Here is a 20,856-nt window from a genome sequence, read left to right on the forward strand (position 1 = left end):
GTCCGCGGACAGCGCCCGGTCCACCACGTCGGAGGACGCGCCACGGCGCTCCTGCGAGGCACGTACGCGGTCGGGGTCTTCGCGGAGGATGCGCGGGTCGATCATGCGGCAAGGCTAGTCGACCGGACCACCAGATCTCACTTCAGTAACTGAGCGTCATCAGAGGTCAACCCCTGCGTACGACTCCGGTCGCGAACTCGACGAGGTATGACGCGGAGCGAAGGGCTGTTTTGAGCGAACTCCCCGAAAGGCTGATGACGCCGTACTGGGCGGCGTCCTTGATGTCGAGCAACTGGTCGAGCTTCTTGGCCGCCTCCCGCCCGGCGGGTTCGATCTGACGGACCAGATCGAGCGCGGCCTTGTGGTCCTGCCCCCTGGAGCGACGGCCAAGCGCAGCACAGCAAGCGGCATCAGCCGCTGCGATACCCGCCAGGACGGCCAAGGAGCCGGCGACGTTGCCCTCAGCAGGCGTGTCGACCGGCTCCAGGAGCTCCGCCACCTCGAGGAACTTGCGTGCCTGCTCCAGTCTCGAGGCGGCCTCGACGTGACCGCAGGTCGCCGTACGCTGCTCCCGCGCGGGCTCACCCCGCCGGCCTCGCGGGCAGAACCGGGTCCTTCGTCAAGGACACCGCGTCGCGTCGCAGCTCCGCGACGATCGGTGCTTCGCGTTCCACCATCTGCTGGATCTCCCCCCGAGTGGCTTGAATGATGCTCGCCCGATTGCCGGACCAACGCATGATCGCCTGCGCCAGTCCGTCGACCGAGTCTGACCAACTCTCGTCCTCGGCATCGATGTCGTCAGGGCGTACGACGAACACGTCGACATCCGACTCCGCTGTGCCGTCACCTCGGGCAGCGGATCCGAAGACGGCGGCTGCAGCCGGCCGTATGGGCCAAGACTCGAGGTTCTCACGGATCCGCTGGAACAGCCTGGTCCGCAACGCCGCCAGCACGACCACAGCTTCGGCTGCGACATGCTCCCTGTTGAGCGTGTAGAGATTGGCCGACCCTGCCGTAACGACATCGACCAAGCCGTGTTCGTCCATCCGATGGAGCAGCCGTTGGACGCCGTGCTGGCTCCCACGGCCCGCCAGCCGTTGAATCTCCCGGCCCGTGAGTGGCTTGGTTGTCCCCGCGAGAACCGCAAGCACCCTTCCATCGAGCGATGGAACGACGGCGGCAGTCGGGTCTGACAGGTCCACTCGGCAAGTGTGACACATATTGGGATCACTTGACACATATTTGTGTCAAGTGATCCCAATCGGATGTCTCAGTGGACCTGGATCGACCTCGGCAATGCCTACCTAAGATCTCACCGTGGCTGGCTCCCAGCCGCGAATCACCAGTAGACGGGGCTGGTCTTGCCGCACGGACGGATCCAGGAGCGGTAGACCTTCACGTCGGTGAAGTTGTAACCGTAGGAGTCGTTCGTGAAGAAGTTCGCCTTGGTGTAGGTGACGTACGAAGCCGTCGTGTTGTACGTCTTCGGGAAGCCCGACGGGTTCGAGGCCGTCGAGCGGGACTTCTTGCTGGCGATGGTGCCTCGGACCAGGCCACTCGCGCTGCTCGCGTAGATGTAGGCCTGCTTCCACGACGTGCTGCGCTTGTTGGTCACCGTGTAGCGGATCGAGGAGCCACCGCGGACGATGAGGCAGGCGTACCAGTTGGCGTTGCTCCCCGAGGTGATGAGCGTGCCGGCGGCCGGCATGCCCGCCTTGATCTTCGACCACGTGCGCGAACCGACGACGCCATCGGCCGAGAGTCCCTTCGCACGCTGGAAGTTCTTCACCCGGGCGGTGGTCGACGACCCGAACGAACCGTCCGGCTTGAGCCCGCCGAGCACCCTCTGGAGCAGCTTCACACAGCTGCCGGTGTTGCCGGGACGTACGGTCTTCGGACTGCTGATCGTGCAGCTGACCGCGGCCTCCGCCGGCGCCGTGCCCGCGTCCACCGCCACCAGTCCGCCCGTTGCGACGGCCACTGCCGCGACCATGCCGCCAATGCGCAACCGCATCGATGTCTTCACTTGTTCGGGTCCCCTCTGGGTCGATTCACATGCTCGTTAAGTAAAGGCGCATGGTCGCAGACCGGCGGCGACGCCCGAACCCGTACCTCTCCCGTACCTCCGTGGTTACGGAATGCTTAGCCGCCGCTCGACGGAGGAGCTGCTGTCGCTGCCGGTGCCGCCGTCGCCGTAGTCACGGCCGTAGCCGCCGACGAGCCGGTCGTTGCCGGAGTGCCCGTAGAGGGAGTCGTTGCCCGAACCGCCCTCGATCCGGTCCGAACCACCGAGGCCGACCAGCTTGTTGGCTCCGCTGTTGCCCCGCAGGACGTCTGCGTAGTTCGTGCCGGTCAGCCGCTCGAAGGTCAGCAGGCGATCCGCTCCCGCGCCGGTCGACTGCACCGAGGTCGAGTTGAGCGCGACCTTCACGCCGTTTCGTACGTTCGAGTACGCGACGGTGTCGGTGCCCGAGCCGCCCTCCGCGCGGTCGTTGCCGAGGCCGGGAAAGATCGTGTCGCTGCCGCCTCCGCCGAGAAGTACGTTGGCGCCACCGTCACCGACGAGACGATCGGCGTACGGGCTGCCCGTCAGGTTCTCCATCCCGGCGAGCGTGTCGGTGCCGCCACCCCCGGTCGCGCGGGACATAGACGCGGTGACGGGATTGTCGGCAGTGAAGTACGACGCCGTGTCGATGCCGGTACCGCCGTTCAGCGAGTCGTCGCCGGCGTTGCCCGCCAGCAGGTCGTCACCGCTGTCACCGCGGATGGAGTCGGTGTTGTTCCCGCCTTCCAGCGTGTCGTTGCCGCTGCCACCCTCGATCGAGTCGTTGCCTGCGTCGCCCTTCAGCCGGTCGTTGCCGCCTCCGCCGAGAACTCGGTCGTTGCCGGCCTCGCCGACGACGGTGTCCGCGCCTTCTCCGGCATTCACGGTGTCGTTGCCGGGGCCGGCCTTGACCGTGTCGTTCCCGTCCCCGCCGTCGATGGTGTCAGCGGACCCGACGGTGGGGCTGTAGTAGTCCTCATCGCCGTAGATCTCGTCCACGCCTGCCTTGCCGAGGATCGAGTCTGTGCCCGCGCCGCCGGCCAGGTGGTCACGCCCAGCGCCACCCTCGATGTGGTCGCTACCGGAACCACCGTTGATGCGGTTGCTTTCCGCAGCACCGTAGATCTCGTCGTCGCCGGCTCCACCCTCTGCGTTGAGCGAACCCGCACCACCGTAGATGACGTCGTTGTCGTTGCCACCGGAAACGTCGGCGCCAAACGGTCCGACTCGAATCGTGTCGTTGCCATCTTGGCCGTACGCACTCTGAGCCCAGGTCTCCGAGTCACCGAGGTGAATGGTGTCGTCACCCATCCCGCCCCTGATGACGGCGCCTGCTTCGACAGCGGTCAAGGTGTCGTTACCATCGCCGCCGTCAATGGTGTCGTGGCCGAACCGCCCGCCCGTGATGTTGTCGTTGCCGGCATCGCCGTAGAACACGTCGAAGTCGTCTCCGCCATACGGGTTCGGGGTGATCGTGTCATCGCCTTCATCGCCATGAAGCACGTCGTCACCGCCGCCATCACTCATGATGTCGTTGCCGTCGCCGCCGCTGACAGCGTCATTGTCCGCGCCGGCTTCGATCGTGTCGGCACCTGCGCCGCCGACGAGGTCGTCATTTCCGCCCCAACCCCGGACTCTGTCATCACCCGCGCCTGCATCAATCTGGTCGACGTCACGCCCACCGTCGATCGTGTCGTTGCCGTCACCAGCGACGACACGGTTGGCGCCGTTGCCGACATCGAAGGTGTTGTCGCCGCTCGTGCCGGTGATCACGTCGGCAAAGTCTGTTGCCTCCACAGCCTCGAACCCCGCGAAGGTGGCGTCCCAGTCGGTGCCACCTGACGCCATGTCGAGCTTGATGCCCTTCGTGGAGCCGGAGAGGCTGAGGGTGTCGATGGCGTCGTCCGACGAACCAGCGTCGATGACGTCACCGCCCGCACCAATCGCCCTGACATGGATGTCGTCAGCACCGTTCTCGCCCTGAATGACGTCCGCGCCGAGCCCGTTGCTACTTGAGGATGCAAGGTCGTCGCCGTCTCCCAGGTAGATCTGGTCGTCACCGGCTTCGTTGTGAACGGTGTCGTCACCGGCGCCGGCGTGGATGACGTCATTCCCAGCGCCGCCGCGCGCGATGTCATCACCGGCGCCACCCCAGAAGGTGTCGTTGCCGTCGCCGCCCTCAAACCAGCCCGCACCAGACTCCACGTAGTGAACGTCGTCTCCCGCGCCGCCATTGGCAGCGAACTGTTGCCTCGTGGAGCGGATGACGTCATTCCCCGGTCCCGCGTCGATGGACCCACTCTCACCGACGATCGTGTCGTTCCCGTCTCCCGCCTCGACCCGGTTCCCATAGGCGGGGTACACGACATCGTCGCCTTCGCTCGCCGCAATCGTGGCAATGCCCGACCCCGCGACGCAGATGATGTCGTTACCGCCGAGCGCATCGACCGAGTGATCGTCCGGCACGAAGATCACGTCGTCCCCCTCGGTGGGCACCTGACCCTCGACCGAGAGATCGACGGTGACGGGCTTGCCACCGCACTCACCTTCTGCCGCGGCGGCGGAGCCGGCGAGGAGACCACCGACACCGAGGGCGACGGCGGGGACGGAGAGCAGCCCGATGAGGGCGTACGAGGAGGCGCGAGAGCGCATGAGAGACCTCACAACGACGAGGGACCGAGGGGTGCCGGCGCCGACCCGAATCATGCGCGGAGAGCGAACGATAGCGCTTTCCATCAGGCCCCGCGTGCGACTTTGGGCGGCCTGTTCATTCACTGTGTGGATCACGTTTCGCGCATACTGACTCATCGTGCTTGATCTCTCGCGCCGTGCCCTGCTGCTCTGGGCGGCCTCGCTGTTCGCTCTGTGCGCCCTGATCGGGATCGCGGGGATCAACGGGTGGCCGCCGGTCTCGACGATCGACGAGCTCGGCCGGGACGCGACGGCGGTGACGGCGGAGCACGGCTGGATGCTCGACTTCGGGCACATCGTCGAGGTGGCCACCGAGTGGTATCTCGCTGTCGGCGTCGCCCTCCTGGTCGCCGCGGGACTGTTCAGGAAGTATCTGCGCGCCGCGGTCTACGTGCTCGGCGTCGTGGTGATCACCCTGGTCGTACGCCGCGGGGTGGTGCTGCTCGTCGACCGGGACCGGCCCGTGTGGCAGCTGACGTCGTGGCTGCACGAGTCACCGGCGTACCCGTCCGGTCATGCGACCGGGATCGCGGTGCTGGCGGGCGTGATCGCGGTGGTCGTGACGATGTTCGTACGCCGCCGCGGCATCCGCCGCCTGGCCTACGCCGGTCTCATCCTGCTGGTCGTGCTCGTCGCCGCCGACCGGGTCTTCCTCGGTCGCCACTACCCCTCCGACGTGCTCGGCGGGATCCTCTTCGCCGCCGGCGCCGTCTTCCTCGGCATGGCCGTCTACACGCCGCTGCCCGCCTCGCACGCGCTGGGGCGGCGGCCGCTGGTCGACTCGGTGCGTGGCAACCGGAGGATCGCGGTCGTGCTCAACCCGATCAAGGTCGAGTCGGTGGAGCACTTCAAGACGATGGTCACCGCGATGGCCAAGGATTCCGGCTGGAAGACGCCGACCTGGCACCTGACCACGGTCGACGACCCGGGCAGAGGGATGGCGCGAGCGGCCCAGGCGGAGGGCGCCGACCTGGTCCTCGTGTGTGGCGGCGACGGCACCGTACGCGAGGTCTGCTCCGCCCTGGCCGGCACCGGCATCGCGGTCGGGATCGTCCCCGGCGGCACCGGCAACCTGCTGGCCCGCAACCTGTCGATCCCGCTCTACATCCGCGCCGCGATCGACGTCGCGCTCACCGGGCAGGACCGGGCGATCGACCTGGTCGAGGTCTCGGGGGACAACCTCGACGACACCAACTTCCTGGTCATGGCCGGGATGGGCTTCGACGCCGCGATCATGAGCGGCGTCAACGAGGACATCAAGAAGCGGATCGGCTGGATGGCGTACGTCCTCTCCGCCTTCAAGAGCCTGATGTTCCCGGCGATGCGGCTGGAGATCTCCGTCGACGACGGAGAGTTCACCAGGCACCGGGCGCGCACGGTCGTGGTCGGCAACGTCGGCTACCTCCAGGCGAACATGCCGCTGCTGCCGGCGGCCGCGCTCGACGACGGTCTCATCGACGTGGTGCTGCTCTATCCGCAGCGGTTCTGGTCCTGGCTCCCGCTCGCGGCCCGGGTGCTGAGCAAGCGGCCGCGCACCGACAATCTGATCAACCGGATGACCGGTGCCAGCGTCGTGATCCGGACCAACCACGACCAGCCGCGCCAGCTCGACGGCGACACGATCTCCGAGGGCCGGGAGCTGCGTATGCAGTGCCTTCCCGGGCGCCTGCTCGTCCGCGTGCCACGCTGAGGACGAGTCCCGATTCGGTCCCGAATCTAAACGACACGCGATGAGGTCGAACGTCCCGAGAATCAGGGTCTAAAGTCCCGTTTCTCGCGTGCTTTCGGTGCGTTTGGCATCGATTCTCGAGTCGATCCGAGCCGACTCGCCGACACAGATGTCTTGTTGACAAGTAAATATTCATAAGGTGTCTGACACGACTCGGCGTCAGCCCAGTCGGCGTCTCCCGCTGGGCTCAAGCCTGACTCCGGCCGGCGACGTGGCAAGACCCACACACTGGTCGGAAATCCCCCGCGACCAGTGGTCGACTCCCGGGCCGTCCCACCCGCAGCCCGGGTTTGAAAGCCGGCACGCTCGGAACGGTTCCCCCGCCACGCCCGAGCGTGCCGGTGTCGTTTTCGCCGTGGATCCGGGATCAGCTTCTGGGCTTGGCCTGCTGGACGGCCTCGGTCTCCTCCGGCGACATCAGCTGGGACGACTTCCAGCCACTGATGCTCTTCGCGTACGACCTCGCCTCGGTGCGGCCGTGGATCGAGGTGAGCACGACCCCGTCGCCGTTGTCGTCGAGCAGCGCAAGGCACCAGCTCAGGTGGCCGCCGGCGTCTCCGAAGGCGTCGAAGCGCACGACCGCGAGGTGGCGCAGGTTCATCGCCGACTCGGCGCGCAGGGCCGCGACCTCGGCGCGCAGACCGGCGACGTCGGTCGGGAGCGACTCGACGGCGGCAGGGTCGGGGCGACGTACGTCCTTCGTCTTCTGCCAGGCCGCTCCGGCGAGGACCAGAGCGGCGATTGCTGTCAGCAGAGTGAGAATGGCAAGAGCGAGCACATCGGGCGAATCTAGACTGTCGACGTGTCCGAGCCACAACGCATCGCCTATCAGGGCGAACCAGGGTCCAACTCACACATGGTGTGCCAGCGGCACTACCCCGAGCTGGAGTCGGTGCCGTGCGCCTCGTTCGAGGACGTCTTTGCGACCGTCGAGGCAGGTGAGGCGTCGCTGGCGATGATCCCGATCGACAACTCCCTGGCCGGGCGGGTGGCCGACATCCACCACTTCCTGCCCGAGTCCAACCTGCACATCATCGCCGAGCACTACCTGCGGATCCGGTTCCACCTGCTCGGCCTTCCGGGCGCCCATCTCGACGACATCCGTACGGTCCACTCCCACGTCCACGCGCTGGGCCAGTGCCGCAACATCATCCGCGAGCACGGGTTCACCCCGGTCGTCTCCGGCGACACCGCCGGCGCCGCGCGCGAGGTGGTCGAGGCCGGCGACCCGACGATGGCCGCGATCTCGCCGCCGCTGGCCGCCTCGATCTACGGCCTGGACGTCCTCGCCACCGACATCGAGGACGCCGACCACAACACGACCCGGTTCGTGGTGCTCTCGCCCGACTTCATCCAGGCGCCGGCCGACAACGGTCCGGTGGTGACCTCGTTCATCTTCAACGTACGCAACCTCCCGGCGGCCCTCTACAAGGCGCTCGGCGGCTTCGCGACCAACGGCGTCAACATGACCAAGCTGGAGTCCTACATGGTGGGCGGGAAGTTCACCGCCACCCAGTTCCTCGCCGAGGTCGACGGCCACCCCGACCAGCCGGGGCTGAAGCGTGCCCTGGAGGAGCTGGCCTTCTTCACCACCGATGTGAAGCTGCTGGGGGTCTATCCCGCCGACCCGGCGCGGTTCTGAGTCATGCCGGACGACGAGCCGACCGCCGACCTCGGGTTCGCCCGCGTCGACCTCGACCGGGAGCGCCGCACCGGTGACCCCGAGGTCGTGTACGCCGACGGCAAGACACCCGAGCAGGTCGTCGCGATCCTTCGCCGACTGCATGAGGCGCATCCCTCGCGCGCCGTCCTGGCCACCCGGGTCTCCGCCGAGGCGGCCGCCCTGGTCGCGGCCGAGCTGCCGACGGCGGACCACGATGCCGAGGCGCGCGCGGTCACGCTCGGGCCGCTGCCGACCCCGCACGGCCGGGTGTGCGTCGTCGCCGCCGGGACCTCCGACGGACCGGTCGCGGCCGAGGCCGCGCTCGCGGCCCGGGTCCACGGGGCCGGAGTCGAGCGGATCACCGATGTCGGCGTCGCCGGGATCCATCGTCTTCTGGCCGTACGCGACCGGCTCGAGGCCGCCGATTGCCTGATCGTCGTCGCCGGGATGGAGGGCGCGCTGCCCTCGGTGGTCGGCGGGCTGGTGGGGGTGCCGATGATCGGGGTGCCGACGTCCGTCGGCTACGGCGCCTCCTTCGGGGGGCTGGCCGCACTGCTGGCGATGCTCAACTCGTGCGCTCCCGGCGTGACAGTGGTCAACATCGACAACGGCTACGGCGCCGGGGTCGCGGCGGCCCGGATCGCGCGGCGGGCCCGGTGAGCGTCGTCTGGGTCGACGCCTCCGCCGGGGCCTCGGGGGACATGCTGCTCGGCGCGCTCGTCGGCGCCGGTGTCCCCATCTCGGAGATCGCCTCGGCGGTGGACGCGGTCGCCCCGGAGCCGGTGGATCTCGCCGCTTCGCAGGTGACCCGCGGTGCCCTGGCTGCGACGCGGTGTCATGTCTCGATCGCCGACTCGGTCCACCATCGGACCTGGACCGACGTCCGGGTGCTGCTGACCGACGCCGCTCTGGACGACGCCGTGCGCGACCTGGCGCTGCGGGTCTTCGAGCGGCTGGCCGAGGCCGAGGGCGCCGTCCACGGGATCTCTCCCGACGAGGTCCACTTCCACGAGGTCGGGGCGCTGGACGCGATCGCGGACGTGGTCGGTGTGTGTGCCGGGTTCGTGCACCTGGGCGTCACCGAGGTCGTGGTCTCCCCGGTGGCGGTCGGCTCGGGCTCGGTCCGGGCCGCTCACGGCACTCTTTCGGTGCCGCCGCCGGCCGTGGCGCGGCTGCTCACCGGCGTACCTTCCTACGCGGGGCCTCCGGGGCATCCGCAGATGGAGATGTGTACGCCGACCGGCGCCGCGCTGCTCACCACCCTCGCGACGTCGTGGGGCGACCAGCCACCGATGGTGACGAGCGCGATCGGCGTCGGAGCCGGCGGGCGAGATCCGGAAGGCTGGTCGAACGCGCTGCGGCTGCTGATCGGAGAGGCTGCTGGGCCGCCGCCGGCATCTCCCGCCCCTGAAGACGAGCTGGTCGTCGAGGCGAACATCGACGATCTCGAACCTCGGCTCATCCCCGGGGCGCTCGACGCGCTCCTCGCCGCAGGCGCCCACGACGCCTGGGTCACGCCGATCCTGATGAAGAAGGGCCGACCGGCCTACACGCTCCACGCGCTGACCCCGCATGCCGCCGCCGAGGCGGTTCGGCGGGTGTTCTTCCGGGAGACCTCGACGATCGGCGTACGCGAGCACGAGGTCGTCAAGCGCGCCCTGCCTCGCGAGATGCTGACCGTGAGCGTCGGCGGACACCCGATCGCGGTCAAGGCCGCCCGCCTCGACGGCGAGGTCGTCAACCTGCAGCCCGAGTGGGACGACGTCGCCCGCGCCGCTGCCGCTCTCGACCGCCCCGCCATCGACGTACTCGCCGAAGCCAAAGCCCTCGCCGAAGCGTCACCCCGGTCGGCCGAAGCGTCACCCCCGTCGAGCGAATAGGCAGCCGGCGACGCCTCGACCGACGTACCTGACACCTCGGCCAACGCAAGCGACGTCTCGGCAGGGTGCGAGGATGAGGGCCGGACGTAAAGGAATGGAACGGAACCCCTGATGGACATCACCGTCGTCGCGCTGGCCTTCGCCGCGATCTTCGTCGTCGAGCTCCCCGACAAGACGTTCCTGGCGACCCTGGTGCTGTCGACGAAGTACCGGCCGATCTTCGTGTGGCTCGGGGTGGGCGCGGCGTTCGCGGTCCAGACGCTCATCGCGGTGGCGATCGGCGGGGTGGCCACCCTCCTCCCGACCGACCTGATCCACATCGTCGCCGCTCTGCTCTTCCTCGGCGGCGCGGTGTTCCTGTTCATCGAGGGGCGCCGCCACCACGGCACCGCGACCGAGGACGACGGCAGCGAGTTCGCCGAGAAGGCCAAGGACGTACGCGGCTTCCGCCAGGTCCTGGCCAGCTTCATGGTCCTCTTCGCGGCCGAGTGGGGAGATCTCTCCCAGCTGCTGAGCGTCTCGCTCGTGGCCCGCTACCACGACCCGGTCTCGGTCTTCATCGGCTCCTGGGCCGCGTTGCTGGCGGTGTCGGGGCTCGCGGTGCTGCTGGGACGTACGCTGCTCCGGTTCATCAAGCTGCACGTCCTGCACTACGTCGGAGCCGTCGTCTGCCTCGTCCTGGGCATCCTGACCCTGGTCGAGGTGTTCGCCTGAGCGGAGGTCGCCTAGGCTGCCCGGCATGGTAGAACTTGGCGCCGACAGCGAGGTCGGACGACTGCGTACGGTCATGCTCCACCGGCCCGGCCGGGAGCTGACCCGGCTGACGCCGCGCAACAACGACAAGCTGCTCTTCGACGGCATTCCGTGGGTCAAGCGGGCCCAGGACGAGCACGACGCCTTCGCGGCCGCGCTGCGGGATCGCGACGTCGAGGTGCTCTATCTGACCGACCTGCTCACCGAGACCCTCGAGGTGCCCGAGGCGCGGAAGCTGGCGCTCGAGAACGTGCTGGGCTCGCTCACCCTCGGCGACACCCTGCGGGACTACCTGAGCGGTGCCCTCGCCGACGCCGGACCGGCCGAGCTGACCGACCACCTGACCGCGGGCGTCCGCAACGACGAGGTGCGCGGCGGCCACGGTCTGGTCACCAGCCTGCTGGCCCACGACGACTTCCTGATCGACCCGCTTCCCAACCTGCTCTTCACCCGTGACTCGTCGGTGTGGATCCGGGACCGCGCAACCGTCACGAGCCTGGCGATGCCTGCTCGCAAGCGTGAGACCGCGCTGACCGAGCTGATCTACCAGTTCCACCCGCGCTTCCGGGACAGCCCGCGGCTGCACGGCGCCCACCTGGAGCATGTCGAGGGCGGGGACGTACTCCTCCTGGCTCCCGGTGTGGTCGCGGTCGGGGTCGGGGAGCGCACCACCCCCGCGGGGGCCGAGCGGCTCGCCCGTCAGGTCTTCGCCGAGGAGCTCGCCCACACCGTGCTCGCGGTGCCGATCGCACAGGAGCGCGCGACGATGCACCTGGACACGATCGCCACGCTGGTGAACACCGACAAGATGGTGATCTACCCGAACGCGGTCGACTCGCTGGTGGCCTACGCAGTGACCCCCGGCGCCGATGGCGGTCGGCTGAACATCGCGGCCCCGCGCCCGTTCCTCGAGGTCGCCGCCGAGGCGATGGGCATCGACAAGCTCCACCACGTCGACACCGGCCTCGACCCGGTCGCCGCCGAGCGCGAGCAGTGGGACGACGGCAACAACACCCTGGCACTGGCGCCGGGCGTGGTCGTGGGCTACGAGCGCAACACGCAGACCAACGAGGCCCTGAAGGCCGCCGGGATCGAGGTCATCGCGATCGCCGGCTCCGAGCTGGGCTCCGGCCGCGGCGGCCCGCGTTGCATGAGCTGCCCGATCGCCCGTGACCCGCTGCCCGCATAGGCAACCGAACCCGCGGGTAACCCCTGTAGACGAACATCGTTGAACTCTGTAACTGTCGTCACATCACGACAGCCACCCCACAGCCGACCCCGAAGGAAACCCTCGTGACCGAGTCGTTCTTCTCCATGTTCACGCCCAAGGAGATCGCGCACATCAGCGCCACCGGCACCCGCGTGCACCTGCCCGAGGGCTGGTCGCCGATCTGGGAGGACACCCCGCCGGACAAGGCCTACATCATCCTCGACGGCACCGTCTCGGTCCGCCGGGACAAGGAGGAGATCGCGCAGTGCGGTCCCGGCGACATCATCGGCGAGGCGGCGATCCTGCGCGGGTCGCTGCGTACGGCCTCCATCGTCGCCCTCACCCCGCTCGACCTGATCCACCTCAGCGCCGACAAGCTGCAGCAGCTGTCCGTCGAGATGCCGTCGTTCGCACGGGCGCTGGACAAGGTCGCCAAGGAGAGGTTCGGCTCCTGACGCTCGACGATCAGACTGACGAGGGCCTCGGCCAGGGCCGTAGCCGTGAGGCCGACATCGAGCTGGCCGAGGCGCTCTCCGTCGTCGAGTCCTTCGTCCTCGGCCAGACGCCCACGCTGACCCGCGTCGAGGTGGCGGATGCCGCCGGCGTACCGATGGACGTCACCGAGGACCTCTGGCACCACCTCGGCTTCCCGCATGCGGGCGAGGACGAGATCGCCTTCACCGAGGCGGATGTCGAGGCCCTGCGGATGACGCAGGAGCTCGTACGCCTCGGGGTGCTCAGCGAGGACCGGCAGGCCGCGCTCGTGCGGACCTGGGGACGGTCCTACGCGCGCCTGGCCGAGTGGCAGACATCGCTGCTGGCCGAGGTCGCCCGGGAGCGAGGCGGCGACGAGGTCGAGGACCTGGTCGCGCTGAGCGCGCAGGTGCTGCCGCTCGTCGAATCGCTGCAGGGCTATGTCTGGCGCCGCCATCTGGTCAGCGCCGCCCGGCGGATGCTCACCGTCGCGGACGCCTCCGCGGTGCCGCTGGCGGTCGGCTTCCTCGACATCGTCGGCTACACCGCCCGCTCCAAGCGGCTCAGCGACAAGGAGCTGGTCGACTGGGTCGAGGAGTTCGAGGACACCTGCTCCGACGTCGTCGTCGAGCACGGCGGACGGGTGATCAAATACCTCGGCGACGGGGTGTTCTTCACCTTCGAGGACGTCGAGGCCGCAGCCCGGACGGCGCTCGAGCTGGCCACCCTCGGGGAAGACAAGGAGAGCGCGTTTCCGCACGTCAGAGCCGGAATCTCCTACGGCGACGTGGTGCTCCGGCTCGGTGACGTCTTCGGCCCGACGGTCAACATCGCCGCCCGCCTGACGACCCTCGCCCGGCCCTCCTCGGTGGTCATCGACGAGAACGCCGCCGCCGCGCTCGAGGACGTCGACGGCTTCCAGGTCGAGAAGATGCGGCGTACGAGCGTGAAGGGCTACTCCCGCCTGCAGGCGTTCCGGCTGCGTTCGCGGTCCGACTGAACCGGGCCGATCGAACCTGGCCAGACTGAATCTGACCAGAAAGGTCGGGCCCGGCGGGGTGCTCCCGAGCCAGGCTTGATCGCGAAAGGAGGACCACATGATCGGAACGCTCAACACCCTGGTCGACCTGGTCGAGGCAGAGCTCGGCGACGGGCTCACCGGCGAGGTGGACGTGGCCCGGGTCGCCCGCGACCACGGCACCACCGAGTATCACCTGCGCCGGATGTTCTCGGCCCTGGCCGGGATGCCCCTCTCCGAATACGTACGCCGCCGCCGGATGACCCTGGCAGCGGCCGACCTGGTGGGCGGTGCCCCTGACCTCCTGGAGGTCGCGGTGCGCTACGGCTACGGCTCGACCGAGGCGTTCGGGCGCGCGTTCCGTGCTGTGCACGGTTCGGCGCCCGCCGACGTACGCCGATCCGGTGGTCCGCTACGCACACAACCCACGCTCAGGTTCCGCCTGAGCGTCGAAGGGAGCACCCCGATGGACGTCACCATCAACGACATGCCCGAGCTGCGGCTGGTCGGCCACGCCGCCAAGGTCCCGCTGATCTACGAGGGCGTGAACCCGCACATCCAGGCACACATCGCCTCTCTCGAGCCCTCGGAGCACGTTCGGCTCAAGGAGCTCAACGACACCGATCCGCGCGGCATCCTCGCCGTCACCGAGTCCCCGTCGCCCGATGCGCCGGAGGGGTCGATGATCACCTATCTGCACGGGGTCGCGGTCACGCCGTCGGCGTCGGTGCCGGAGGGGCTGGACGCCATCACCGTGCCGGCCGGCTCCTGGGCGGTCTTCGCCTCCAGCGGCCCGCACCCCGAGGCATTGCAGCAGCTCTGGGCCGCCACCGCGACCGACTGGTTCCCGTCGAACCCGTGGCGGCTCCGCCCCGGCCCGTCCGTCCTGCGCTACCTCGAGCTCACCGAGACGTACGCGTCGTGCGAGCTGTGGTTGCCGGTCGAGCGGTGAATGTTCACCGAGGTAACTCGGTGAACGGTCGCTTCCCTCGGGGAACTCCGCGAAGTAGGTGAGTGCTGACCGAGGTACCTCGGTCAGCATCCACACCGTCAGCGGATGGTGACCTGACGGTTCGCGAGCCCGGCGCGAGCCGAGCGGACCTCCGGGGTGATCTCGGAGTCGTCGGCGAGGGCCTCGTCGAGCAGCTTCTTGAACGCCACCGCAGGCTCCTCGAGCGCCTCGGCGCCGGTGCCGACCGGCAGGTCCCAGACAGGGGCGAGCAGACCGTGGGCACGGAACATGCCGACGAAACGGGCGTCGGGGACGATCACGTCGTCGCCGGTGACGTGCAGCCGCGCGAGCGCGGTCAGCAGGGCGTCCTCGGGCTCGGGCATCACCCAGCGCAGGTGCTCCTTGGAGCCCACCGAGGTCCAGTACGCAGCCTCGACCGAGGTCAGTCGCGCCGTCGGCAGCACCGACTCGTTGGCGTGCTCGAGCGCGTGCTCGAAGTCGCCCTTGTCCTCGACGTCGGCGAGCCACCAGTCGAAGCCCTCGTGGACGTTGACGTCCAGCGACGAGTCGGTCACCAGGTCCTGCAGACGCGGGCCCTCGCCCGGCGCCGCGGTCAGGCCGAAGATGCCCGACTCGCCGGCGGCACGTGCCTCCAGCGCCTGGAGCAGTGCCGCGGCGATGTCGCGCGACACGTCACCGTAGTTGTGCTGCACCTGCAGCCCGGCCCAGACCTCGCCCGAGTCGCGCGACATCGCCGGCGCGGCGCCGGGCAGCAGGGTGCCCAGCGTGACGGCGGTCGACTCGAAGCCCTTCACGGTCAGCGACACCGTCGCCGAAGGCACCAGCTCGCGCAGCGCGACCAGGTCGCACTCGCCGGGCAGGCCCTCGAACGGGCGCCCCACGAAAGCGCCGCCGGCGGCACCGTGGCACGCCTTGTAGCGCTTGCCGGACCCGCACGGGCAGGCCGCACGCGGGTTGGGACCGTCCGTCGGGGCCGCAGCCGCCTGACGGTTCTTGACTCGGGACTTCTTGGCCACGGCCAAACCCTAACCTGCCGGGCCCGTTCACCATGTAACACGCCTTAGCGGCCGAGCAGCTCCAGCATGAACCCTGGCCGGTCGGTGATGACCGCCTTGACCCCGAGGTCGAGGCAGAGCTTGAGCTGCTCCTCGGTGTTGACGGTGTAGACGTGGAGGTTGCGGCCCTTCGACGCCAACCGCCGCCCGAGCTTCGGGTGAGCGGTGAGCATCTCGATGCCCGCGCCGAGCCACCAGTCCGGGCCGATCGCGTGCCGCAGCAGCGACCAGTTGGCGGCGCGGTCGATGAGCTGGACCAGAGGTACGCCCGGTGCCAGCCGCTCCACCCGCTGCAGTGCCGTGAAGGAGAAGCTCATCACCCGCACCGGGCTGCCCGGGCCCGCCCAGCCGAAGTCGTTGAGCACGTCGACCAGGCGGCCCTCGGTCAGCCCGCCGTAGCGCGTGGGGTGCTTGGTCTCGATCGCCATCTCGACGTGCCGGCCGTAGTCCCGTACAACCCGCAGCAGCCGGTGCAGCGTGAGCACCCCTCGCATGTCCCGGTCCGGCGGCTCGTCCTCGCCGTCCCAGAACCCGTTCTTCCAGGCCGCGAAGTCGATCGCCTGCAGCTCGGCGAGGGTCATCTCCGAGACCAGCCCACGCGCGCCGATCCGGCGCAGATGCCGGTCGTGCACGCAGACGAGATGACCGTCCATGGTCAGACGTACGTCGCACTCCAAGGCGTCCGCACCCGCATCAAGAGCTGCGACGTACGCAGCCAGGGTGTGCTCTGCGATCTCATGACTGGCGCCGCGATGCGCGACCACCTGGGGCCTCATGAGGAGATTGTGCGACATCGAGGTCCGCTCGTCTCGCGACACGAGCGATCAGAGCGGCACGACCTCGAGCCGACCGAACGCGACGAAGGCCGCCAGCGACCAGAAGACGAGGTCACCGACGGCGGCACCCCACTCCCTGCGGATGATGCGGGTGGTCGTCGCGCCGGTCATCAGCAGCACCAGTCCGAGAGCGGCGAGCGGCACCAGCCACGTCGCGACCCCGGTCACGGCGGGCAGGATCAGCCCGGCGGCGGCCAGCAGTTTCATCACGCCGATGACCTTGAGGAAGCCGTCGGGGAAGTCATCGGCGTAGCGCCACCCGTCGAACGTGTTGCGGAACCGCTCCTTCGACAGCAGCAGCATCGCCAGTCCACCGGCCAGGAAACCGGCGGCGAGAAAGATCGTCACGATCCACAAGATGATGTTCATGCCAACCAGGACGAGGTACGCCGCCGTCCCGTGACATCACTGACATCACCGCCCGCCGGTCACCCGCAGTGTCGTCGCGGTGACGTACGAGGCCTTGTCGCTCATCAGCCAGGCGACCGCCTCGGCGACCTCGTCGGGTGAGCCCGCGCGGCCGATCGGGATCTGGGGCGCCATCCGCGCGATCCGGTCGGGGTCGCCGGTGTTGGCGTGCATGTCGGTCTCAATGAGCCCGGGAGCGACCGCGACGACCCGGATGCCGAGCGCGGCGACCTCAAGCCCGAGGCCCTTGGTGAGCGCGTCGATCCCGGCCTTCGCGGCGGCGTAGTGGACGTACTCCCCCGGTGATCCGAGCGTGGCGGCACCCGAGGAGATGTTGACGATCACGCCACCCTCGGCGAGCGCCGACACCGCTGCCCGGGCGACCAGCGTGGGACCGACCAGGTTGACGGCGTACGTCCTGCGGATCTCGTCCGCGGGAGTGTCGACGAGGGGTGCGTAACGGTAGGTCGCGCCGGCGTTGTTGACCACGCCCGTGAGCGGGCCGGCGGTCTCGAAGAGCGCGGCGATCCCGGCGTCGGTGGTGATGTCCGCGCTCACGATCTCGCAGGAGACGCCCTGCGCCCGGACCTCGTCCCGCGTCGCCATGGCAGCAGCCTCGTCGGAGAGGTAACCGAGCACGAGGGAGTGGCCCTCAGCAGCCAGCAGACGAGCGACAGCAGCACCGATCCCGCGGGTGCCTCCGGTGATGAGAGTCCGTTTCACACCCGAAGGGTGTCACGCAGCCTCCACGCCACCAACGCCAGTGCCAGCACTCCGGCGAGCGCCCAGCCGGCGGGGTAGTGCACCGCAGGTTCGTTCCAGCGCTCGTGGAAGTAGACCAGGTGCGAGGAGAGCAGCCCGGCGTCGACCGATCGGCCCTCCTGGATGAGTACGCCGATGGCGACCAGCACGGTCAGCAGCGTCTGCATCGCCCAGCCCAGGATCCAGGCGGGCACCCAGGCGACGAGATCGACGGCGCGGCGTACGGAGGTCACGAGCACGGTCACCAGCGCGGCCGCCAGCAGCGCGTCGATCACCGACGACGGCAGCTCGCCGGGGAGCATCCCGTCGAGCCAGAGAGGTACGCAGACGGCCGGCGCGGCCAGCATCGGCGCCCGCAGCACGCACGGCCCGAGGCTCGCCGCGATCCCGGCGGCGAGACCCGCGGCCGTCGTGATCGCGGCGATGACGATCAGATGGGTCAGCATCGACGGGTCGGTCGCCACCGGTCCGGCAGCGAAGGTCAGCCCCAGGAGGGCCGCGGCCACGACACCGGTGCCGGCGAGCAGGGCACTGAGCAGCCGCCGGTCCGGACGCAGCCCGGCGGCGAGCCCACCGAGCGCGGCGGCGAGCAGCGCGAACGAGACCAGCTCGGCGACCATCGGGGCGAGCAGCAGCGGCTGCGGCTGGACGAGCTGGGGCAGGAAACCGACACCCCACCCCGCGGCCGCGACCAGCGGAACCATCCACAGACGAGTCCGTTCAGTCATGTCGTCCACGGTGACAGGCGCAAGGTGAGACCAGGCGGCGTATCGAGGAACACCAGCCCAACGTCAGGTGGCTCGACCGTGGCCGTTCATCACCAAGGTGGGGGGATTTTTAATTGCACGGCGCAGAAATGGGATACCTAGGTAGGCTCAGGGGACGGACACGTACCCCACGCGTGGAAGAGGTGAGACCGGCATGACCAAAGAACCCCGAAAATTCTGGGCCAGAAGCATCAGTACAGCGGCGCTGACCAGCATCGGGCCTCGGGCCGTTGCCGCCGTCGCGCTGACCGCTGCCTTCGCGGTCGCGGCCCCGACCGAGGGGAACCTCGACACCGGTCATCAGCAGCCTGAGCTGCCCGATCCGGGCGCTCTTCAGGACCCCCTCGGCATCGCCGGCGGCCTGGGTGGCGTGAAGAACCTGACCCCGACCGATGCCGTGAGGCTGGCCTCCAACGCCGAGGAGCTGTCGATCCCGCCGGTCGCCCTGGCTGCGTACCAGCGCTCGGCGACCGTGCTCAACGACGCCGACGCCTCCTGCCGCATCGACTGGGCGCTGGTCGCCGCGATCGGCATGGTCGAGAGCAACCACGGCCGCTTCGGCGGCAGCGAGCTCAACTCCAACGGCCTCGCCCTCCCCGCGATCATCGGCCCGCAGCTCAACGGCGCCGGCAACTTCGCGGCGATCCGCGACACCGACAACGGCCTCTACGACCACGACACGGTCTACGACCACGCGGTCGGCCCGATGCAGTTCATCCCCTCCACCTGGACCATCGTCGGCACCGACGGTGACGGCGACAACCGCCGCGATCCCCAGGACATCGACGACTCCGCCGTTGCCACCGCGGCCTACCTCTGCGCCGGCACCGAGGACGTCAGCACCGACTCCGGCGCCCAGTCCGCGGTCTACCGCTACAACCAGAGCGATACGTACGTCGAGGCGGTGCTGAAGATCGCGGGGCAGTACCGCAGTGGCGAGTTCCCCGGCTCGCCGAGCGTGGACGGGTCCACCTCGTCGATGCGGCCCACTGCCTCCCCGCTCCCGGTCACCTCGAACACCGTCAAGCCGACGACCAAGTCGGAGACCAAGGCCGCGCCGGTCAAGACTCCGGTCAAGGATCCCGTCGAGAGTCCGGCGCCGAGCAAGTCGCCGTCCCCCACCGGCAACAACACGGGCGGCTCCGACCCCGACGACAACTCGTCGGGTGGCGAGACCGAGTCGCCGACGCCGACCCCGACGCCCACCCCGACTCCGACGCCCACGGATCCGCCGACCACGGAGGAGCCGGAGCCTGTCGCCACCGTCGAGAGCCGCTGCAAGGACGCCATCGCGGTCGTATACCCGAGTGTCACCTCGGAGAGCGACAGCGCGACCTACGACGCGGTGCTGAATGCTTGCACCACCGCCCAGTACGAGACCGCGATTCCCACCGTGGCCGAGGCCGAGACGTTCGTGGCGAGCCTCTACAACCCCGACGACGAGGCGTATCCCAACCTTCCCGCGCCGGCCAAGGACGACACCGGAGCGGCGCCGCCGGAGGACACCTCGTCGGCGTCCTCGGGCGGCGAGTGAGCCGGGTCAGCTGACCTGGATCACCGTCTTGCCGAAGTTCTGACCCCGGAGCATCCGGTTGAACGCGGCGGGCGCGTTCTCGAGCCCTTCGGTGATGTCCTCGCGGTAGCGCAGCTTGCCCTCGGCGAGCCAGCCGGTGGCCTCGGCGAGGAAGGTCGCCTCGTGGTCACGGACGAACTCGGTCTGGATGAAACCCCTGATCAGCAGCGACTTGTTGAGCACGTGCCGCATCAGACCGGGTGCTCGGTCGGGCCCCTCGGGAGCGGCGGTGTCGTTGTAGTGCGCGACGATCCCGCAGACCGGCACCCGGGCGAACTTGTTCAGCCGCGGCAGCACGGCGTTCCACACGTGCCCGCCGACGTTCTCGAAGTAGACGTCGATCCCGTCCGGGACCGCCGCCTTCAGCTGCTCCTTGAAGTCGGGCGCCCGGTGGTCGAGGGCGGCGTCGAAGCCGAGCTCGGTCAGATGCGCGACCTTCTCCGGGCCGCCGGCGATGCCGACGGCGCGGCAGCCGAGGATCTTCGCGATCTGTCCGACCGTGGCGCCGACGGGACCGGTCGCAGCCGCCACCACGACGGTCTCGCCGGGCTTCGGCTGCCCGATCTGGGTCAGCCCCGCGTACGCCGTGAACCCCGGCATCCCCAGCACACCCAGCGCGGTGGAGACCGGCGCGAGGGACGGATCGAGGCGGCGGGTGTGCTTGGCCGGCGCGACGGAGAACGCCTGCCAGCCTCCGTACGCCAGCACCACGTCACCGACCTGCCGCGACGGATCGCGCGACTCCACCACCTCCGCGACCGTGGCGCCGGGCAGCACGTCGCCCAGGGCGGTCGGCTCGGCGTACGACGGCGCATCGCTCATCCGCCCGCGCATGTAGGGGTCGAGCGAGAGGAACTTCGTACGCAGCAGCACCTCGCCGTCCGCAGGTGTCGGCACCTCGGAGGTGGCGATCGAGAAGTCCTCGGCGGTCGGTTCACCGATCGGGCGGGCGCGGAGCAGGATCTGGGTGTTGGTGTCGGTCATCCCGCCATGGTGCCTCACCGTGGCAGGCTTGCTTAA

Annotated in this window: 22 protein-coding genes; 10 read left to right on the top strand and 12 right to left on the bottom strand. The window is 69.2% G+C overall.

The genetic code is table 11. The annotated features are described in order from the left end of the window. The 5 genes from ACFU7D_RS04420 to ACFU7D_RS04440 all read right to left on the bottom strand — a co-directional run. Nucleotides 1-105 (bottom strand): hypothetical protein (locus ACFU7D_RS04420; RefSeq protein WP_378863982.1); only part of this gene is annotated, 105 nt, incomplete at its 3' end. Between the two features lie 61 nt (nucleotides 106-166). After that, on the bottom strand, nucleotides 167-499 hold the full coding sequence (locus ACFU7D_RS04425) for a hypothetical protein (protein ID WP_378863841.1): 333 nt from the start codon (nucleotides 497-499) through the stop codon (nucleotides 167-169). 82 nt (nucleotides 500-581) lie between these two features. Further along, nucleotides 582-1,202, bottom strand: a complete 621-nt coding sequence (locus ACFU7D_RS04430; RefSeq protein ID WP_378863844.1) for a nucleotidyltransferase domain-containing protein — start codon at nucleotides 1,200-1,202, stop codon at nucleotides 582-584. Nucleotides 1,203-1,339: 137 nt separating this feature from the next. After that, complete coding sequence (locus ACFU7D_RS04435; RefSeq protein ID WP_378863847.1) at nucleotides 1,340-2,014, bottom strand: peptidoglycan-binding protein; 675 nt, start codon at nucleotides 2,012-2,014, stop codon at nucleotides 1,340-1,342. 117 nt (nucleotides 2,015-2,131) lie between these two features. After that, nucleotides 2,132-4,852, bottom strand: a complete 2,721-nt coding sequence (locus tag ACFU7D_RS04440) for a calcium-binding protein (protein ID WP_378863850.1) — start codon at nucleotides 4,850-4,852, stop codon at nucleotides 2,132-2,134. 1 nt (nucleotide 4,853) lies between these two features. Between ACFU7D_RS04440 and ACFU7D_RS04445 the strand changes: the two genes are divergently transcribed. Then, on the top strand, nucleotides 4,854-6,425 hold the full coding sequence (locus ACFU7D_RS04445) for a YegS/Rv2252/BmrU family lipid kinase (RefSeq protein ID WP_378863852.1): 1,572 nt from the start codon (nucleotides 4,854-4,856) through the stop codon (nucleotides 6,423-6,425). 406 nt (nucleotides 6,426-6,831) lie between these two features. Here the strand turns inward: ACFU7D_RS04445 and ACFU7D_RS04450 are convergent, their stop codons facing one another. Next, on the bottom strand, nucleotides 6,832-7,242 hold the full coding sequence (locus ACFU7D_RS04450) for a DUF4446 family protein (protein WP_378727386.1): 411 nt from the start codon (nucleotides 7,240-7,242) through the stop codon (nucleotides 6,832-6,834). 24 nt (nucleotides 7,243-7,266) lie between these two features. On the opposite strand from ACFU7D_RS04450, the gene ACFU7D_RS04455 reads away from it, so the two are divergent. The 8 genes from ACFU7D_RS04455 to ACFU7D_RS04490 all read left to right on the top strand — a co-directional run bounded on the left by ACFU7D_RS04455 (nucleotide 7,267) and on the right by ACFU7D_RS04490 (nucleotide 14,414). Continuing rightward, nucleotides 7,267-8,106: a prephenate dehydratase gene (locus ACFU7D_RS04455; protein ID WP_378727385.1), complete on the top strand. Its 840-nt coding sequence runs from the start codon at nucleotides 7,267-7,269 to the stop codon at nucleotides 8,104-8,106. A 3-nt stretch (nucleotides 8,107-8,109) separates the two neighbouring features. After that, nucleotides 8,110-8,787, top strand: coding sequence for a nickel pincer cofactor biosynthesis protein LarB (gene larB, locus ACFU7D_RS04460; protein ID WP_378863855.1), 678 nt, complete (start codon nucleotides 8,110-8,112; stop codon nucleotides 8,785-8,787). After that, nucleotides 8,784-10,007, top strand: coding sequence for a nickel pincer cofactor biosynthesis protein LarC (gene larC, locus ACFU7D_RS04465; RefSeq protein ID WP_378863858.1), 1,224 nt, complete (start codon nucleotides 8,784-8,786; stop codon nucleotides 10,005-10,007). The genes larB and larC overlap by 4 nt, the downstream gene beginning before the upstream one ends. 111 nt (nucleotides 10,008-10,118) lie before the next feature. Beyond that, complete coding sequence (locus ACFU7D_RS04470; protein WP_378727381.1) at nucleotides 10,119-10,721, top strand: TMEM165/GDT1 family protein; 603 nt, start codon at nucleotides 10,119-10,121, stop codon at nucleotides 10,719-10,721. A gap of 25 nt (nucleotides 10,722-10,746) precedes the next feature. Continuing rightward, complete coding sequence (locus ACFU7D_RS04475) at nucleotides 10,747-11,949, top strand: arginine deiminase (RefSeq protein WP_378863860.1); 1,203 nt, start codon at nucleotides 10,747-10,749, stop codon at nucleotides 11,947-11,949. Between the two features lie 104 nt (nucleotides 11,950-12,053). Further along, the gene (locus ACFU7D_RS04480; protein ID WP_141802178.1) at nucleotides 12,054-12,425 is read left to right on the top strand and encodes a cyclic nucleotide-binding domain-containing protein; all 372 of its coding nucleotides are present in this window, start codon (nucleotides 12,054-12,056) and stop codon (nucleotides 12,423-12,425) included. A 131-nt stretch (nucleotides 12,426-12,556) separates the two neighbouring features. Further along, on the top strand, nucleotides 12,557-13,444 hold the full coding sequence (locus ACFU7D_RS04485; protein ID WP_378863863.1) for an adenylate/guanylate cyclase domain-containing protein: 888 nt from the start codon (nucleotides 12,557-12,559) through the stop codon (nucleotides 13,442-13,444). A gap of 97 nt (nucleotides 13,445-13,541) precedes the next feature. After that, nucleotides 13,542-14,414 carry a GyrI-like domain-containing protein gene (locus ACFU7D_RS04490; RefSeq protein WP_378863866.1) on the top strand — a complete coding sequence of 291 codons (873 nt, stop codon included), beginning with the start codon at nucleotides 13,542-13,544 and terminating at the stop codon, nucleotides 14,412-14,414. A gap of 98 nt (nucleotides 14,415-14,512) precedes the next feature. Here ACFU7D_RS04490 and ACFU7D_RS04495 read toward each other — a convergent pair whose 3' ends face one another. The 5 genes from ACFU7D_RS04495 to ACFU7D_RS04515 are packed head-to-tail and all read right to left on the bottom strand — an operon-like array spanning nucleotide 14,513 to nucleotide 18,224. Continuing rightward, entirely contained in the window at nucleotides 14,513-15,451 is a 939-nt protein-coding gene (locus ACFU7D_RS04495) for a DUF5926 family protein (RefSeq protein WP_378863869.1), read from the bottom strand. 44 nt (nucleotides 15,452-15,495) lie between these two features. Further along, nucleotides 15,496-16,266, bottom strand: coding sequence for a glycerophosphodiester phosphodiesterase (locus tag ACFU7D_RS04500; protein ID WP_378727376.1), 771 nt, complete (start codon nucleotides 16,264-16,266; stop codon nucleotides 15,496-15,498). Between the two features lie 48 nt (nucleotides 16,267-16,314). After that, nucleotides 16,315-16,695 (bottom strand): DoxX family protein, encoded by a 381-nt coding sequence (locus tag ACFU7D_RS04505; RefSeq protein ID WP_378863872.1) that lies wholly within the window; start codon nucleotides 16,693-16,695, stop codon nucleotides 16,315-16,317. A 45-nt stretch (nucleotides 16,696-16,740) separates the two neighbouring features. Continuing rightward, nucleotides 16,741-17,457, bottom strand: a complete 717-nt coding sequence (locus tag ACFU7D_RS04510) for an SDR family NAD(P)-dependent oxidoreductase (RefSeq protein WP_378863876.1) — start codon at nucleotides 17,455-17,457, stop codon at nucleotides 16,741-16,743. Next, nucleotides 17,454-18,224: a hypothetical protein gene (locus tag ACFU7D_RS04515; RefSeq protein ID WP_378863879.1), complete on the bottom strand. Its 771-nt coding sequence runs from the start codon at nucleotides 18,222-18,224 to the stop codon at nucleotides 17,454-17,456. Before ACFU7D_RS04515 ends, ACFU7D_RS04510 begins: the two co-directional genes overlap by 4 nt. Nucleotides 18,225-18,417: 193 nt before the next feature. Between ACFU7D_RS04515 and ACFU7D_RS04520 the strand changes: the two genes are divergently transcribed. Then, nucleotides 18,418-19,797, top strand: a complete 1,380-nt coding sequence (locus ACFU7D_RS04520) for a lytic transglycosylase domain-containing protein (RefSeq protein ID WP_378727372.1) — start codon at nucleotides 18,418-18,420, stop codon at nucleotides 19,795-19,797. A gap of 6 nt (nucleotides 19,798-19,803) precedes the next feature. Here the strand turns inward: ACFU7D_RS04520 and ACFU7D_RS04525 are convergent, their stop codons facing one another. Continuing rightward, complete coding sequence (locus ACFU7D_RS04525; RefSeq protein WP_378863882.1) at nucleotides 19,804-20,820, bottom strand: NADP-dependent oxidoreductase; 1,017 nt, start codon at nucleotides 20,818-20,820, stop codon at nucleotides 19,804-19,806. Nucleotides 20,821-20,856: the final 36 nt, after the last annotated feature.

The sequence above is a fragment of the Nocardioides sp. NPDC057577 genome (assembly GCF_042801335.1).
Lineage (GTDB): Bacteria > Actinomycetota > Actinomycetes > Propionibacteriales > Nocardioidaceae > Nocardioides.

What these genes read in the sequence shown, in the direction of transcription:
- ACFU7D_RS04435 (WP_378863847.1), bottom strand. Translation starts at nt 2,014, where the DNA reads ATGCGGTTGCGCATTGGCGGCATGGTCGCGGCAGTGGCCGTCGCAACG.
- ACFU7D_RS04440 (WP_378863850.1), bottom strand. Translation starts at nt 4,852, where the DNA reads ATGAGTCAGTATGCGCGAAACGTGATCCACACAGTGAATGAACAGGCC.
- larB (WP_378863855.1), top strand. Translation starts at nt 8,110, where the DNA reads ATGCCGGACGACGAGCCGACCGCCGACCTCGGGTTCGCCCGCGTCGAC.
- ACFU7D_RS04470 (WP_378727381.1), top strand. Translation starts at nt 10,119, where the DNA reads ATGGACATCACCGTCGTCGCGCTGGCCTTCGCCGCGATCTTCGTCGTC.
- ACFU7D_RS04475 (WP_378863860.1), top strand. Translation starts at nt 10,747, where the DNA reads ATGGTAGAACTTGGCGCCGACAGCGAGGTCGGACGACTGCGTACGGTC.
- ACFU7D_RS04490 (WP_378863866.1), top strand. Translation starts at nt 13,542, where the DNA reads ATGATCGGAACGCTCAACACCCTGGTCGACCTGGTCGAGGCAGAGCTC.
- ACFU7D_RS04500 (WP_378727376.1), bottom strand. Translation starts at nt 16,266, where the DNA reads ATGAGGCCCCAGGTGGTCGCGCATCGCGGCGCCAGTCATGAGATCGCA.
- ACFU7D_RS04505 (WP_378863872.1), bottom strand. Translation starts at nt 16,695, where the DNA reads ATGAACATCATCTTGTGGATCGTGACGATCTTTCTCGCCGCCGGTTTC.
- ACFU7D_RS04515 (WP_378863879.1), bottom strand. Translation starts at nt 18,224, where the DNA reads ATGACTGAACGGACTCGTCTGTGGATGGTTCCGCTGGTCGCGGCCGCG.
- ACFU7D_RS04520 (WP_378727372.1), top strand. Translation starts at nt 18,418, where the DNA reads ATGACCAAAGAACCCCGAAAATTCTGGGCCAGAAGCATCAGTACAGCG.
- ACFU7D_RS04525 (WP_378863882.1), bottom strand. Translation starts at nt 20,820, where the DNA reads ATGACCGACACCAACACCCAGATCCTGCTCCGCGCCCGCCCGATCGGT.